The sequence below is a fragment of the Nesterenkonia sp. LB17 genome (assembly GCF_022565915.1).
Classification (GTDB): domain Bacteria; phylum Actinomycetota; class Actinomycetes; order Actinomycetales; family Micrococcaceae; genus Nesterenkonia.
Genome location: NZ_JAJOYX010000002.1, coordinates 666,000 through 681,674 on the forward strand (window position 1 = coordinate 666,000; position 15,675 = coordinate 681,674).

At 63.7% G+C, this 15,675-nt stretch carries 10 protein-coding genes; 5 read left to right on the plus strand and 5 right to left on the minus strand.

Features of this window, described 5'->3' with window-relative positions; all coding sequences use genetic code 11:
• Positions 1-189: 189 nt before the first annotated feature.
• The gene (locus LTH96_RS06750; RefSeq protein WP_241464952.1) at positions 190-2,979 is read right to left on the minus strand and encodes a glycosyltransferase family 2 protein; all 2,790 of its coding nucleotides are present in this window, start codon (positions 2,977-2,979) and stop codon (positions 190-192) included.
• Positions 2,980-3,086: 107 nt separating this feature from the next.
• Between LTH96_RS06750 and LTH96_RS06755 the strand changes: the two genes are divergently transcribed.
• From LTH96_RS06755 to LTH96_RS06765, 3 genes are all read left to right on the plus strand, one after another.
• Positions 3,087-5,207 (plus strand): acyltransferase family protein, encoded by a 2,121-nt coding sequence (locus LTH96_RS06755; RefSeq protein ID WP_241464953.1) that lies wholly within the window; start codon positions 3,087-3,089, stop codon positions 5,205-5,207.
• 148 nt (positions 5,208-5,355) lie between these two features.
• Positions 5,356-6,294, plus strand: a complete 939-nt coding sequence (locus LTH96_RS06760; RefSeq protein ID WP_241464954.1) for an ABC transporter permease — start codon at positions 5,356-5,358, stop codon at positions 6,292-6,294.
• Positions 6,291-7,328 (plus strand): ABC transporter ATP-binding protein, encoded by a 1,038-nt coding sequence (locus LTH96_RS06765; RefSeq protein WP_241464955.1) that lies wholly within the window; start codon positions 6,291-6,293, stop codon positions 7,326-7,328. The genes LTH96_RS06760 and LTH96_RS06765 overlap by 4 nt, the downstream gene beginning before the upstream one ends.
• A gap of 102 nt (positions 7,329-7,430) precedes the next feature.
• Here LTH96_RS06765 and ndk read toward each other — a convergent pair whose 3' ends face one another.
• From ndk to ileS, 4 genes are all read right to left on the minus strand, one after another.
• Positions 7,431-7,844, minus strand: coding sequence for a nucleoside-diphosphate kinase (gene ndk, locus LTH96_RS06770; protein WP_241464956.1), 414 nt, complete (start codon positions 7,842-7,844; stop codon positions 7,431-7,433).
• The gene (locus tag LTH96_RS06775) at positions 7,837-8,316 is read right to left on the minus strand and encodes a DUF4233 domain-containing protein (RefSeq protein ID WP_241464957.1); all 480 of its coding nucleotides are present in this window, start codon (positions 8,314-8,316) and stop codon (positions 7,837-7,839) included. Before LTH96_RS06775 ends, ndk begins: the two co-directional genes overlap by 8 nt.
• Before the next feature lie 86 nt (positions 8,317-8,402).
• On the minus strand, positions 8,403-9,779 hold the full coding sequence (locus LTH96_RS06780; RefSeq protein ID WP_241464958.1) for a folylpolyglutamate synthase/dihydrofolate synthase family protein: 1,377 nt from the start codon (positions 9,777-9,779) through the stop codon (positions 8,403-8,405).
• Positions 9,776-13,150 carry an isoleucine--tRNA ligase gene (gene ileS / locus LTH96_RS06785; RefSeq protein WP_241464959.1) on the minus strand — a complete coding sequence of 1,125 codons (3,375 nt, stop codon included), beginning with the start codon at positions 13,148-13,150 and terminating at the stop codon, positions 9,776-9,778. Before ileS ends, LTH96_RS06780 begins: the two co-directional genes overlap by 4 nt.
• A 625-nt stretch (positions 13,151-13,775) precedes the next feature.
• Here ileS and LTH96_RS06790 point away from each other — a divergent pair.
• Both LTH96_RS06790 and LTH96_RS06795 read left to right on the plus strand, forming a co-directional pair.
• Complete coding sequence (locus LTH96_RS06790) at positions 13,776-15,482, plus strand: sodium:solute symporter family protein (protein WP_241464960.1); 1,707 nt, start codon at positions 13,776-13,778, stop codon at positions 15,480-15,482.
• Positions 15,479-15,610: a putative transporter small subunit gene (locus LTH96_RS06795; RefSeq protein WP_241464961.1), complete on the plus strand. Its 132-nt coding sequence runs from the start codon at positions 15,479-15,481 to the stop codon at positions 15,608-15,610. Before LTH96_RS06790 ends, LTH96_RS06795 begins: the two co-directional genes overlap by 4 nt.
• Positions 15,611-15,675 lie beyond the last annotated feature (65 nt).

The window sequence follows — 15,675 nt, forward strand, 5'->3', positions numbered from 1 at the left end:
CGATGGTCTCGTGCTGCGGCGTGTGCTCTGCTAGCCGGTTGGGGGGCGCTCATTGTTCTCCAAATAGTTGCTTCTTGATTGGGCTCGACGAAACGCTACGCGCACCTCTCGGGACACTTCCACGATCGAACTCGTCAACGGTCCTCCGGTGATGATATGCGGACTGCCATAGTGCTCGGAATCAGTGCGTCACCCGATCCGGTGCAGGTAGTCGCTGACAGTGCGATGTGACTGGACGAACGCCAGACCACGTTCCTGTTGCGCGACGTACTCCTGAGGATTCCACGAACTGTCAATAACTTCGGGCACTTCGCGCGGCTCGGCGTAGATCGCTGCCTCACCGAACTGTCCTCGCAGCCGGGGCGGAAGGATGCAGACTACTCCCTGCCGCATTGCTTCGACGATGTAGGGTTCGGTCGATTCATCGGCCGAGTCACGGGTGTGTCCGAGGTAAAAGTCGATCCGACCCAGATATGCGCTCGGTCCTTCGGGAGAGGGATACTCGATGGTCCAACCCAGCGGGGCCAGCGGTTCCGCGAGAATACGCTCTCGGACCATCAGTTCCGGGCGACCCTCGAGAAGAACTTCAGCAGATCCGTTGGTCGGCAGGAGCGACTCCCGTGCCGACTTGGTCTTAGGCCAGTTCCGTTCCTCCTCATCCATCGGACGTCCCAAGATTGGTCGATTTCCAAAGTCGGGAACACGCGTCGGTCCATCTTTGGGCGCGATGCCTAGCCAGAGTTCTTTGGAGAGCTGAGTGCTGGGCAACATCGCACGCAAAGCCTCGTAGATGAAGGACGACTGGGCCGCCCAGACTGGGTGCTGTCCAAAGATCTCGCCGCAGTTTCGAGAGACGTCCGCGGCGTCGTAACTCTGGCGACTCTGTGACATGAGGCCAGGCAGCTGATTTGCGACGACCACAATCCTCTCCGGCTGTATGGCTGATTCGGCTGCGGGCAAGAGTTGCATCACTGTGGGCCAGTGAATGAGCATCAGCTCTGCAGTCGCAACTCGGTCCAGTGTCAACCTGTCTACGGAACCGTCGAGGAAGAGACGTTCCAACACTGGAACTATCCTGCGCTTAGATGCGCTCGGTATCAATCCGTTCTGAAGGGCGACGATTCCTACCTTGAGCCCGGAGTCCAAGGCAGTGCGAATCTCACGTTCGAGTGTGAGAGCGTTGCCTCCCTGAAGCCCGAATTCCGAAAGATAGATGACGTCGTAGTGCGGTACGTGACTCTTATCGCGTTCCGGCAAGAATGACGTCGGTCCCACGAATCTTCTGTCACCGGGATCTTCAGGCATGAACGGAGATGCCCCGCTTCGAATGCGCTTGTGCCAATCACCGTAGGCATCCTGGTAGATCTCTCGATCAGGATGCCGGTAGCCCAAACCGAAGTCGTTGCTCGTCAGATTCCCGTCACCCAATAGAGAGAACGCCATGGGGACATGATCAGTGGCGACCAGCTTCTCGCCGAAGGCGATCTCAAATCTTGTCCGATACTCCCCATCTGCGGACTTCCGCACAGCATCCCAGTAGCCGAGTTTTTCCATGACTTCAACACGTCGATACATGATCGACGCGAAGCTGGGATGCACTACTCGATCAGGACCCCACCGGACGAGGAACTTGAGGTCTTCGTCAACTCGAACCCAGTTGACGATGTTGGCGTGCTTTCGGGGGTGTGCCTGGAGATCTCGTGCTTGACGCTCGATCTTCTGTGGATGATGCCAATCATCTTTGTCCGCCACAGTGACAAATTCGCCCTGAGCCGAAGCGAATGCCTCGTTTCGAACGGCGTACGCCCCACGGTTCTGCTCGCAGAAGGTCAGTCGGATACGAGAATCCGTCCGGGCCCAAGCTTCTAGCTGCTGCCGATACGGCGTCGAAGTCCCATCCTCGAAATACTGCGGTGAGGCGTCGTCGATGATCAAGACCTCGATGTTGGTCCATGTCTGATTCAGAAGCGACTGGATGGCAACATCTGTGGAGGCATCTGGTTCGTAGATCGGCATGATGATCGAGACAAGCGGCAGATCCGGTTCCTCGAGAGGCTGAGCACGCACTCGGATCTTGTCGAACGAAGGACTGTCGCCCTCTTCGAAATCCAACGGTGCCAGTCCGATCTCGGTGAATCGTTCGTTCAGGCGGGCCAGCCATTCACCCTTCTTGTGAGGCAACCCTGTGACATTTGGGTTGACTGCATTGAGCTGAAGAAATCTTTGCGAGAACGCGCGCCATTCGACTGGTTCTCGATAGTCCAACACCTCATCCGCACGAGAAAACTGCGCATTCCACGTGAGAAGGTCCGAGTATAAGGAACGGTCGACGCCGTCGAAGTGCCGATCGATGTTGTAGATGCGGTTGGCAAGCTCGTAGAGAGTGAGGCAATTCCTCAGATCCCATTCGCTCAGTCGCTGACTGTAGAGAACGCGCGCAAGCCCGAAGAATCCCGGTCGCCACAGGGCGCGTCTCAACGCAGCCTGCTCTTCGAGGTTCTCGGGATGAAGAAGGGCCTGTTCCGCGAGCTTCATCAAAGTGCGATAGCCATAGGCCCCGTGTGTGGCACTCAGCGCCAGCACCTCTCGAGATCCTCGGGATCGCGTTTCACGCGCAAGCCTGATGAACCAATTAAGGCGATCGGGCCTTGAGCGTAGTTCCGCTGCCCACTGGTGCAGCACCTCGTCTGCCTCGAGTGCCTGTTCCTGCCGCTCCAACGAAGGCTGTCGCCCCATCCGACGAGGAGCAACGCGGTCTAGCCTGCGGTTTATCCGTCTCGTCAGCTGTCGGAAGCCGAATATCTCGACAGCTAGAAGAACCGCGAGCCCAAGGAGCAATCCGAGAACCACCATGCTCAAAACGTCGGCGGTTGACCCAATCAGGGCTACGGCGGCAGCCAAAACGAACACCGTTACTGCAGTCCACTGCATCTTCGTCAGACTGCGGATCTTGCCGGCTAGCGGGCGGACAAAACTCACGGTGGGAGGTTCCTTAATGTGGTCGCCGGTCAGGTTACGAAATCGACGGTAAGTATAGATGAGCCGAAGCAGTCGGCCTGGAATGCACTCCAGTAGCCTAGGCCACTATGCCCCGAAAGCCTCTTGACCTGAATCCGCGCGCCGTCGCAAGACCGGCCGTATCCCGCTGGGATCTTCCGGAGCGCCGCTACCGACCAGAGCTGCACGGCCTGCGCGGGCTCGCCATCGCCGGAGTGGTGCTGTTTCACCTCTTTGGCGCGGGCCGGGTCTCCGGTGGCATCGACATCTTTCTCGCTATCTCAGGCTTTCTCTTCACCGCCATGCTGCTGCGCGAGGTGGGCACCACCGGGCGCATCGACCTCATCCGCTACCTTGCGCGGCTGGCCCGAAGAATCCTCGCTCCCGCGGCGCTGGTCATTGCCGTGACCACCCTGGGGGGGCTGCTGCTGCTGCCGCTCACCCAGCACGCACAGCTTCTCACCGAGGCTCGAGCATCGCTTCTGTACTTCGAGAACATCGAGCTCATCCGCTCGCAGCTCTCCTACGAAGCTGCCGGAGCCGAGACGAGCCCCTTCCAACACTTCTGGTCCCTCTCCGTGCAGGGCCAGTTCTACCTCGTCTGGCCCGTCGTGGCGCTGCTCGCCGTCTGGCTCGCACGCCGGACCAGGTTCTCCCTCACCGTAACGATGGCCTCGCTGATCGGCCTGCTCATGGCGGCCTCGTTGACGACGGCCATCGTGGTCCAGCAGCAAAACCAGCAGGAGGCCTATCTTCTGACCCAGGCACGCATCTGGGAGCTTGGATTCGGCGGCCTTATGGCGCTTATCGGGGCCAGGCTCGTGCTGCCTGCTCGACTGCGAACCCTCGCGGGATGGCTGGGGCTTGCGCTCGTCGTCAGCTGTGGATTCGTCCTGGACGGGGCCGCGCTCTTCCCGGGTCCGTGGGCGCTCTGGCCGTTGGCCGGCATAGCGCTGATCTTCGCCTCGTCATCGCCCGGAGAGTCGGACCGGAACCCAGTGCATCGCGGCACCGCCGCCGGCCTGCTGGCCAGGGCCCCCTTCACCAGGCTCGGCGATATTGCCTACGGCCTCTTTCTCTGGCACTGGCCGCTGTTGATCTTCACCTTGGAATTCCGGGACGCCCCCGCCCTCTCCCTCGTGGACGCAGCGATCCTGCTCGCCGTCTCGCTCCTGCTGGGCTGGCTGACTTTCCGCTTCGTAGAAGAGCCGCTCGCTCGTGCGAGGCGCTCCCCTGAGCGACCGGCCCGCAAGGCGGGGCTCGTGACGCTTTCCCTGGCCGCCGGCACTCTGGTCATCGGCGGGGTCACAACTACGACTTATGTGCAGATGACCACCGCTCCCCAGGAGGACGGGATGGCGATGGCGGGCGTGGACCGCTTGCTCTATCCGGGTGCTGACATCATCCAGGCCGACGAATCCGCCCTAGACGTTGAGTTCTATCCCGAGCTTGGCGGCATCTCCCGCCGGGTGCCCGAGTATGCCCGGACCGACTGTCACCAGCCCACCGGCGATCAGCCCGGTACTGGAGAGGTCCTGGTCTGCGAAGATGCCGCACAGCCGCAGGAACCCGCCCAGACGATCATGCTTGCAGGCGGTTCGCACGCGGGACATTGGCACAACGCGTGGATCATCCTGGCCGAGAAGCACAACTGGGAGGTCCTGGTGTCGACCAAGGGCGGATGTGTCTTCCGCGCAAATGACCCCGCGGAGACCTCGACCTGCGATGACTGGAACGACCAATTCCCAGAGGTGCTGGCCGAACGGGAGCCAGATCTGGTGGTCACACCCGGCACGGCGATCCCCCGAGAAAACGGGAATGAAGAGATCCACCACGGCGCGCAGGAACGTTGGAAACAGATCACCGACACCGGGAGTCATCTTCTTCTCATGCGCGGCACTCCCCGCACCGAGGAGAATATCCCGGACTGCTTGGCAGATGGCGGGGATGAGCTCTCCTGCGCCCCAGAGTTCGGCAAGTACGCCGACGTAGATCCGTTGAGCCAGCTCAACCTCCCGGAGAACACCTACATCCTTGACCTCACCGAACACTTCTGCCCCGAGCAGAAGTGCTCAGCGGTCATCGGCAACGTCTTGGTCTACCGAGACAGCCACCATCTGACGAACGAATACGTGGAGACGATGGTTCCCCACCTCGAACGCGCGCTCCAGAAATCGGTTCCGGAACTCTTCGCCTCCCAGGCAAGTTGACCCAGGGAAGAAGAAGGTGCGCTGATAGACTGACTCGCGCTCGGTCGGTCTCAAGTCTCAGCACCGCTCAGTGGCAGATCCAGAATCTTTGGCTCAGAGTATGAAATCGCGCACCCGCCCGGTTGAGGCATCAGAAAGGAAGTCAGTGATGGCCGCACCTGCTCTAGAGCGCGCCGATGAGACCCCGGAACCTGGCGAAAGGGGCAGAGTCGCCCAGCTCGATGGCACGGGGCTCATCCGCGTCGGTGCCCGGCCCCGGCTCTTCGGCTATATTCGCGAGATCTGGTCCTTCCGCCATTTCTTGTACTACGACTCACACTCCCGAGTCGCTTCGGCCAACAGCTACGACTCCCTGGGCCGAGTCTGGATGATCCTGAACCCGATGTTCATGGGGTGCGCGTACTTCTTCATCTTTGGGCTGTTGCTACAGACCGGTCGAGGAATCGATAACTTCATCGGGTACCTGATCATCGGAGTGTTTACGTTTCGGTTCTTCACGACTGCAGTCTCAGGCGGGTCGAATGCCATCGCTGGCAACCAGAAGGTTGTTCAGGCGTTCAACTTCCCTCGAGCCTGTCTTGTCATTTCGACGACCGTGAGAGAGCTCTTCTCCAGCCTTCCGATGTTCTTCGTCATGGCGCTGCTGGTTCTGACTATTGGCGACATGAAGCTCGATGGCGCGGCGTCCATCCCGACCGCGTTGAGCTGGCACTGGTTGCTCTTCTTCCCTTGCATCGGCTTGGCGTTGATGGTGATGCTTGGGTGGTCGTTGGCATTGGCTCGCGCTGTGAATGCACATAACGACGTGAAGCACGTGATCGGCTTCGGAACACGGATCCTCTTCTACACCTCCGCAGTGTTCTTCTCCCCAGAGCGGTGGTCCAACATAGGCGCGGACTGGCTGGTGACGGTCATGAACCTGAATCCCCTGTTCTGCGTGCTCGACATCATCAGGCATGCGTGGCTGTATGACGGCTTCGCAGACCCGGCCCGCTGGATCGTGCTGGCGTCATGGGCTGTAGGCTCCTTGCTCATCGGGTTCTTGATCTTCTGGCAGGGCGAGGAGAGCTACGGAAAGGAACGATGACGACGTCAACTCCTTACATATCTCGTCGCAGCAGAGCTTCTGAAGCAGATCTGATCGCTGAAGATCTCGCAGTTGAGTTCGATGACAACGCTGGAGACGCAACCGAGACCCGAGACGACCATCCATTCACCCAGCAAACCCCTGTGATCCGGACCGTCAAGCCCGAGAATGTTTGTCTCGTGGTAGACGATGCGTCGATGACCTATCGTGTCCGTTCTTCATCGGACAAGCACGAGTCTTCGGGGCGCATAGCTCGAGGGATCAAGCGCGTCACAGGCGCTGGCTGGGCCGAGGTCCACGCCCTCTCGAGCCTCAGCTTCATCGTAAATCGCGGGGAATCGGTCGGCGTGATCGGAACCAACGGCTCCGGTAAGTCCACTCTGATGAAGCTGCTCACCGGTAAGGTCCGCCCGACCAGCGGTGAGGTTTACGCCACCTCGACCCCTGTGATGCTCGGCGTCAATGCCGCCCTGGTCAAAGAGATCTCCGGCCGAGAGAACATTCGCCTCGGCTGCCTGGCCATGGGACTTTCTCCCGAGCAGACCGCGGCGAAATACGATCAGATCGTGGAAATCTCCGGGCTCAGCGACGCCCTCGAGATGCCGTTGAAGACCTATTCCTCTGGCATGTCCTCCCGTCTTCAGTTCGCCATCGCGACCTCGGTCGACCCGGACATTCTTCTCATCGATGAGGCACTGAACACTGGAGACGCACAATTCCGAGCGCGCACCAAGGAGCGCTTGGATGAGGTGCGTTCCAACGCCGGCTGTGTCTTCCTGGTCTCTCACTCACTGGGCACCATCAAGCAGATGTGTACGCGTGTGATCTGGATCGAGCAGGGTGAGATGCTCGCTGACGGCGACCCCCAATGGGTGTGTGACCAGTATGAGGAGTACACCTCGCACAAAGCCAATGGCCGTATGCGCGCAGCAAAAGTGGTGTATGAGCGTACCCGGCTCCGGCTGGATCGGATGCAGATCGACTTCACCACTGGGACCCGCCCCAAGAAGGCCGGCACGGGCCGCAATCGCTGAACGTGCAAGAACGGCGGCCCAGGGATCCACATCCCCAAAGCCGCCGTTCTTCGGTCCAATCACACGCTCAGCTGCTCAACCACGCCGAGCGCCTACTCCCCTTCAGCTGAACCAGATGCCGATCTCGCGCTCGGCGGACTCCACCGAGTCGGAGCCGTGGACCAGGTTCTTCTGCACCTTCTCGCCCCAGTCCCGGCCGAGGTCTCCGCGGATCGTGCCCGGAGCCGCCGTCGTCGGCTCTGTGGTGCCGGCAAGGGAGCGGAAGCCTTCGATGACGCGCTCACCCTCCACGACCGCGGCGACCACCGGGCCGGAGAGCATGAAGTCCACCAGCGGCTGGTAGAAGGGCTTGCCCTCGTGCTCGGCGTAGTGCTGCGCCAGCTGCTCGGTGCTGGCGCTGAGCTGCTGCAGCGCGGTGACGCGGTAGCCCTTGGCCTCCACCCGACGCAGGATCTCACCGGTCAGACCTCGCTCAACACCGTCGGGCTTGACCAGGATCAGGGTACGTTCAGTCATTCTTGTGCTCCTCAGTTGTCGGGTTCTCTGCCAGGGCCTCTTCGGCCCGGAATCTGTCGAGCTTCTCGTCGTCAAGCTGATCGCCCTTGTTCAGCGCGTACCACCAGCAGGCCATGAAGGCCACGCCGGGGATCGCTGCCAGTGGCACGATCAGGCCTTCGCTGGTCACCAGCGCCACCGCGATGAAGCCGAAGAGCATCACGAACTGCAGCACCCAGCCGAACGCATAGCCGCCTCGGCGCTGCAGGATGGCGCAGGTGAAGATCAGGACCACCGCCAGGGCCAGCGAGCCGCCCAGCAGCCACCAGGCGTACCACTCGTTCTGGTTCAACCCCCAGGCCATGAGGCTGAAGAAGAACATCAGCACTGCCTCCAGGCACAGCACGGTGGAGGCGAACAGCGTCTTCACCGATCGTGGTGCCTTGACCTGTCCGGGGCGCCATTCGCGCTGTGCGCGGGTCTGCTTGGGCATCCTCTGCTCCTGCCTCGTGCTGGGTGCTGGTTCTTGCGGGGTTCTCTGAACTGGTTCTGGTTCGCCGCTCGACTCGGGGTCTTGACTCATGTTCCCTCGGGTGCTCCCAGCAGCGTGCGGGCCTCACCCACCAGGGTGATCGATCCGGTGATCAGCACGCCGCCGATCAGGCCCGGGTCGGCCTCGTCGGCGCGCCCCACCGCCCAGTCGATCGCGTCGTCGAGGCGTTCGGTGACGTAGATGTCCTGCTCGGCGTAGCCGACCTCGAGCGCGAGTGTTCCGAGCTGTCCTGCGGGAATGGCCCGCGGGGAGGTGGACTGCGTGAAGCAGATGTCCTCGACCAGACCCTCATACTCCTTGTACAGCGCGGTGAGCATCTCGCGGGCGTCCTTGTCCTGCAGGATCCCGACCACGAGCACCAGTCGGGAGAGCCCGAAGCTCTCCTTGAGCGCCTGCGCGCTGGCGGTGATCCCGGCAGGGTTGTGCGCGGCGTCGACGATGATGCTCGGGCCGGTGCGCAGGGTCTCGAGTCGTCCGGGGGCGCTGATGTTCTCCGCGGCCAGGCGCAGGTTCTCGATGTTGAGCTCCTGGTCTCCCCCGCCGATGAACGCCTCCAGAGCGGCTACCGCCACGGCGAAGTTCTGCGCCTGGTGCGCCCCGTGCAGGGGCAGCAGGATGTCCGGGTAGCGTCCGGCCAGGCCGGAGACGGTCAGCTGCTGACCCCCTACCCCAGGCACCCGGGATTCGACGCCGAACTCCACGCCTTCGAAGCGGTATGGCACATTCTTGGCCCGCGCCTCGGCGAGCAGCACATCGGCCGCGGCCGGGACCTGGGCGGCGGAGATCAGGAACCCGTCGGACTTGATGATGCCGGACTTTTCCAGGGCGATGTCGCGCTCGTCGTCGCCGAGCAGGTCGGTGTGGTCCAGGCTGATCGGGGTGACCACGCTGACCGATCCGTCGGCCACATTGGTGGCGTCGGTGATGCCGCCGAGGCCGACCTCGAGCACCATGACATCCACCGGGGCGTCGGCGAAGACCGCGAACGCCAGGATGGTGACACATTCGAAGTAGGTCAGCGGGACCTCGCCGCGGTCGGCCAGCTTCGCGTCGACCAGGCTTATGAAGGGGCGCACCTCGTCCCAGATCCGCACGAAGGTGCCGTCGTCGACCGGCTGGCCGTCGAGGCAGATCCGTTCGGTCACCGAGGTCAGGTGCGGGGAGGTGTAGCGCCCGACGCGCAGATCGTGGGCGAGCAGGCCGGCCTCGATCATCCGGGCGGTGGAGGTCTTGCCGTTGGTGCCGGTGATGTGGATGACCGGCGCGGTCCGGTTCGGCTCCCCCAGCAGGTCCATGGCCTCGACCATGGGCTGCATCCGCGGTTCCATCTTGTTCTCCGGTGCGCGCGAGAGCAGCTCCGCGTAGACGCTGGCCACTGAGAACTGATCAAGGTCTTCGCTCATGCTCGAGCTCCTTCGACGACGGACACATGAATGCTCGGTTCGGCTGAACTCTCGCAGGCGACCGGGTGCAGATCCACCGTGAGGGTCTCCTCGCTGACGAGCTGACGGTGGGCTTCCAGCGCCGCGACGATGGCCGGGGACGCCGTGACCGTGGTCTCGATCCGGTCTGAGACCTGCAGATCGGCGTCCTTGCGGGCCTGCTGGATGCTGCGGATCAGGTCCCGGGCGGTGCCCTCGGCAATCAGCTCCTCGCTGAGCTCCGTGTCCAGCACCAGGAAGCCGCCCGTACCGTCCAGGACCGTGACGGCCTTCTCGCCGAGCTCTTCGGAGACCGTGGTGCTCAAAGTGTACTCACCATCGAAGAGCTCCAACCCTCCAGCGGTCACCACGCCGGCCTCGACCGACCAGTCACCGGACTTCGCGCCCTTGATGGCCTGCTGGACCTGCTTGCCCAGTCGGGGGCCGACGACGCGGGCGTTGACCACCAGCTGCTGTCCGATGCCGAAGTCCGCCGCATCGGTCTGCGCGGCGTCGAGCAGCTGGACCTGTTTGAGGTTCAGCTCATCGGCGATGATCTGCTGGTAGGTGCCTTCCAGCGCCTGAGCCTGCGGCACGGCCACGGAGAGCTTGGCCAGCGGCTGGCGGACCCGGAGATTCGCCTGCTTGCGCAGCGAGGACCCGGCGGAGCTGACCAGACGGGTGAGCTCCATCAGCTCCACGGCACGCTCGTCGCGCAGATAGTCCTCAGGGTCTGGCCAGTCGGCCAGGTGCACCGAGCGCTTCCCGGTCAGGCCGCGCCAGATCTCCTCGCTGATCAGCGGCAGCAACGGAGCCGAGACCCGGGCGAAGGTCTCCAGCACCGTGTAGAGCACGTCGTAGGCGGCGAAGTCCTCGGCGTAGAAGCGGGCCCGAGACCGGCGGATGTACCAGTTGGTCAGCGTGTCGGAGAACCGGCGCAGCGACTCACACGCGGCGGAGACGTCGTAGGCGTCGAGCGAGGAGGTGACCTCGCGGACCAGATCACCGGTGGCGGCGAGGATGTAGCGGTCCAGCGGGCTGGCGACGTCGTCGGCCCCCACGGACTTGGCCTGGTAGCCGGCGCCCTGGTTGGCGGTGTTGGCGTAGAGCCCGAAGAAGTGCCAGGCGTTCCACATCGGCAGCAGCACCTGTCGGACGCTCTCACGGATGCCCTCCTCGGTGACCACCAGGTTGCCGCCGCGCAGGATCGGCGAGGACATCAGGAACCAGCGCATCGCGTCGGAGCCGTCGCGGTCCAGGACCTCGGAGACGTCCGGGTAGTTCTGCAGCGACTTCGACATCTTCTGGCCGTCGGAGCCCAGCACGATCCCGTGGCTGATCACGTTGGTGAAGGCCGGGCGGTCGAAGAGCGCGGTAGCCAGCACGTGCATGGTGTAGAACCAGCCGCGGGTCTGCCCGATGTACTCCACGATGAAGTCCGCCGGGTGGTGATCGGCGAACCACTGGGCGTTCTCGAAGGGGTAGTGGACCTGGGCGAACTGCATCGAGCCGGAGTCGAACCAGACGTCGAGGACGTCCTCGACCCGGCGCATCGTGGAGGCGCCCGTGGGGTCGTCGGGGTTCGGGCGGGTCAGCGCATCGATCCAGGGCCGGTGCAGGTCGGGCTCGCCCTCGGCGTTGCGCGGGTAGTCGCCGAAGGCCTCCTTGAGCTCCTCCAGCGAGCCGTAGACCTCGGTCCGCGGGTGCTCCGGATCGTCCGAGACCCAGACCGGCAGCGGACTGCCCCAGTAGCGGTTGCGGGAGATCGACCAGTCGCGGGCGTTCTCCAGCCATTTGCCGAACTGGCCGTGCTTGACGTTGCCCGGGATCCAGTTGATCTGCTCGTTGAGCTCGAGCATCCGCTCCTTGACCTGGGTGACAGCCACGTACCAGGAGGTCACCGCCTTGTAGATCAGCGGGGTGCGGCAGCGCCAGCAGTGCGGGTAGGAGTGCACATAGGATGCCTCACGAACCAGTCGCCCGGAGGTCTTGAGCTCGTTGATGATGGTGCGGTTGGCCTCGAAGACCTGGACCCCGGCGATCTCGGCCAGCGGGGTCTTGCCCGTGGGGGTGGGCTGGGCGAACATCGGCAGGAACCGGGCGCCCTCGTCCACGGAGAGGATCACCGGGATCCCGGCCTCCTCGGAGGAGCGCTGATCCTCTTCACCGTAGGCCGAGGCCTGGTGGACCAGCCCGGTCCCGTCGGTGGTGGTCACGTAGTCCTCCACCAGCACCCGGAAGGCGTGCTCGGTGCCCCAGGTCTCGGCGTCGGTGTAGTAGTCCCACAGCGGCGCGTACTCGAGCCCGGCCAGCTCGGTGCCCTGGTAGCGGGCGACGACGGCGGCGGCTGCCGCCTCGGCCGCGGTGGCAGGCACCGCTTCGGAGGCTTGCACGTCTGTGGCTTGCACGTCGGTGGCTTCAGCGTCGGTGAACCCCAGGTCCTTGGCGTAGGCGCCGAGCAGCTCGGCAGCGATCAGGTGCCGGCCGGGCAGCGCGGAATCTGCGGGTGCCTGGACGACGACGTATTCCACCTCAGGACCCACGGCGACGGAGAAGTTGGTGGGCAGGGTCCAGGGTGTGGTGGTCCAGGCCAACAGGTTGACCCCGGTGAGGGCGTCGCCGTGCGCGCCGCCTCCGGTGATCGGGAAAGCCACGGTGACCGAGGGGTCCTGGCGGTCCTTGTAGACGTCGTCGTCCATGCGCAGCTCGTGGTTGGACAGCGGGGTCTCGTCCTTCCAGCAGTACGGCAGCACGCGGAAGCCCTGGTAGGTCAGGCCCTTCTCGTGCAGCTGCTTGAAGGCCCAGATGACCGATTCCATGTAGTCCACGTTGAGCGTCTTGTAGTCATTCTCGAAGTCCACCCAACGGGCCTGCCGGTGCACATAGGATTCCCATTCGCCGGTGTACCTCAGCACTGAGGCACGGCAGGCGTCGTTGAACTTGTCCACGCCGAAGGCCTCGATCTCGGCCTTGTCGGTCATGCCGAGTTCCTTCATGGCGGTCAGCTCGGCGGGCAGCCCATGGGTGTCCCAGCCGAAGCGCCGCTCCACCCGGGAGCCGCGCTGGGTCTGGTAACGCGCCACGAGGTCTTTGACGTAGCCGGTGAGCAGATGACCGTAGTGCGGCAGACCGTTGGCGAAGGGCGGACCGTCGTAGAAGACGAACTCGTTGGCCTCACCGGAGGCGTCCTCGGTGGGCCGGTTGTCGATGGAGGCCTGGAAGGTGCCGTCCTTCTCCCACTGCGCCAGCACGCGCTCTTCGATCTTCGGGAAGCGCGGGGAGGCGGGGATCCGACGTGCGCCTGACTCGGCGGCTGATGCGCGGGGATACACGGGAGAGTTGTTCTCGGTCATGGAGGTCCGTCCTGCTGTGGTGCTGAGCGATGGTCTGACGCACTCACAAGGACGCCTGCCGGGCGCGGTACCACCTTGCTTGCCCCACGCCTGCCGTCCCTGCTCCGTGAAGGAGCTGAGGACGCGCCGTCGTCGGGCCTCTCCATGACTGCTGTGACGGGCTTACCCGTCCGGCTCTACTGAGGCGCCGCGGAGGTGATGCCGCGGGACCGGTTCTACCGGAAGCTCACCGGTGATGGCCGGGTCAAAGCTGCTGGTGTTCAGTCTACTGGGTCCGTGCCTGAGGGGCCATCCGGGGCCGGTGCCCCGGGCACCGGGAACGGTCGAGTGAAATAGGCAGTGTGTTACGGTCTACTGCTTGTGGCCTGGTTCACCCCCTTTGATGGATGAGGGTGCGGCCCGGCCGCCACGAGGGGACACCGTCCCGCGCCATCTGCACCAGCTCCGCCGAGGCCTGAGAACAGGCCCGCGTCATGAGCTCAGAGCGCGGCCACGGATCCGTTGAAGCACGATGCGGCGTCACGCGATGCCTTGCCTGTGCGCGCCCAAAAATGCGGCGCCAGGCGGATGTGACGACGAGTGAATGCAGCGAGACGACTGATACTCAACGAGGGGAACATACGACGTGAACGAATCAAGCGCAGTCCAGTTCGGCGCCATCACGGTGGTGCTGCTGCTGGTGGCCTTCTACGGGGGGACTTACCTGGTCTCGCATCGGATCAGGAAGAAGAAGGAGAACGCTGACCAGTACATGACGGCCGGCAACAAGATCGGCTTCGGGATCTCCGCGGCGTCCATGACCGCGACCTGGATCTGGGCGTCGTCGATGTACGCCTCCGCCGAGGCCGGGTACACCTACGGGATCTCCGGGCCCATCCACTACGGGCTCTGGGGGGCGCTGATGATCCTGTTCATCTACCCCTTCGGCAAGCGGATCCGCGCGGTGGCGCCGCGGGCGCACAGCATCGCCGAGGTGATGTACGCCCGGCACGGACGCTCGAGTCAGCTGATGCTCGCGGGCTCCAATGTGGTGGGCAGCCTGATCTCGCTGATGTCGAACTTCATCGCCGGCGGGGTGCTGATCGCGATGCTCTCTCCGTTCACCTTCATCCAGGGCGTGCTCACCGTGGCCGCCGGGGTGCTGCTCTACACGCTGTGGTCCGGCTTCCGCGCCTCGGTGCTCACCGACTTCATCCAGGTCATGGCGATGTTCGGGGCCGTGGCCGTGATCATCCCGTTCATCTTCTTCGCCGCGGACTTCCCGTCCGCCTTCGAGACCGGCGCGCAGAACCTCTCGCCCGAGCAGCAGAGCTTCTTCTCCAGCGAGGCGTTCCTGAATCAGGGCGCGCCCTATATCGCGGCGGTGCTCGCCTACGCGATCGGCAACCAGACCATCGCCCAGCGGCTCTTCGCCGTGCGCGAGGATCTGATCAAGCCGACCTTCATCACCGCCACCATCGGCTATGGCGCCATGGTCATCGGGGTGGGCATGTTCGGCGTGATGGCCCTCTACCTGGGCTTCGAACCCACCGACGGCGACGTCAACAACATCATTCCCGAGATGGCGGCGAGCTACCTGCCCGCGGCGCTGCTGGCGATCTTCTTCGTGATGATCATCGGCGCCCTCTCCTCCACCGCTGACTCCGACCTCTCAGCGATGTCCTCGATCATGATGGCCGATGTCTACGGGCAGAACGTGGCAGGCAAGGCCAAGGCCAACCCGCAGACCATGCTTCTGGTAGGCCGAGTGACCATGCTGCTGGCCACCGCCGCGGCGGTGAGCTTCGCCAGCCTGCAGCTGAGCATCCTGGACCTGCTGGTGTTCGTCGGCGCGCTCTGGGGCGCGCTGGTCTTCCCGGTGCTGGCCAGCTTCTACTGGAAGAAGGTCACCAACAAGGCCTTCACCGTCTCGGTGCTCGCGGCGCTGGCCTGCTTCGTGCCGGTGCGCTTCGAATGGTTCCCGCTCTCCGGGGCGGTCGGGATCTTCGTGGACCTGCTCTCGGTGGTCGGCATCGCGGTGATCCTGGGGCTGATGTGCTTCGGCTTCTTCGGAATGAAGGTCGCCAAGGTGGTGGCGGTGATCGCCGCCGTGGTCTCGGCGCCGTTCGTCATCGGCTTCCTGCACGACTACGCCACGCTCAGCGCCTCGCTGGTCGCCTATGCGGTCAGCACCATCGTCTGCTGGGCGATGTCGGTGCGCGGCAACGCCGAGTTCGACTTCGCGCTGATCGCGCAGCGGACCGGCAACTTCGACGACGACGCGGCAGCCGGCCCCGCAGATGCTGCCAGCACCGCCAACCCTGAACCGACAACAGTGGGAGACACCCGATGAGCCCCCTTGCGATGACCCTCTACACCCTGATGTGGCCGCTGATCGTGCTCGCGGTCATGGGCGTGATCGGCTACGCCTTCTTCGCCGACTGGAAGAAGGCTCGCGAGTCCGGGCAGGACATCATCTGAGTCTGGACGCAGGGCCGCCCCATGGGGGCTGCCCTGCCCTGGGGCGGCCCCCGGCAGGACTGTGC

What these genes read in the sequence shown, in the direction of transcription:
- LTH96_RS06775 (WP_241464957.1), bottom strand. Translation starts at nt 8,316, where the DNA reads ATGCCCAAGCAGACCCGCGCACAGCGCGAATGGCGCCCCGGACAGGTC.
- LTH96_RS06795 (WP_241464961.1), top strand. Translation starts at nt 15,479, where the DNA reads ATGAGCCCCCTTGCGATGACCCTCTACACCCTGATGTGGCCGCTGATC.
- LTH96_RS06765 (WP_241464955.1), top strand. Translation starts at nt 6,291, where the DNA reads ATGACGACGTCAACTCCTTACATATCTCGTCGCAGCAGAGCTTCTGAA.
- ndk (WP_241464956.1), bottom strand. Translation starts at nt 7,844, where the DNA reads ATGACTGAACGTACCCTGATCCTGGTCAAGCCCGACGGTGTTGAGCGA.
- LTH96_RS06760 (WP_241464954.1), top strand. Translation starts at nt 5,356, where the DNA reads ATGGCCGCACCTGCTCTAGAGCGCGCCGATGAGACCCCGGAACCTGGC.
- LTH96_RS06755 (WP_241464953.1), top strand. Translation starts at nt 3,087, where the DNA reads ATGCCCCGAAAGCCTCTTGACCTGAATCCGCGCGCCGTCGCAAGACCG.
- ileS (WP_241464959.1), bottom strand. Translation starts at nt 13,150, where the DNA reads ATGACCGAGAACAACTCTCCCGTGTATCCCCGCGCATCAGCCGCCGAG.
- LTH96_RS06780 (WP_241464958.1), bottom strand. Translation starts at nt 9,779, where the DNA reads ATGAGCGAAGACCTTGATCAGTTCTCAGTGGCCAGCGTCTACGCGGAG.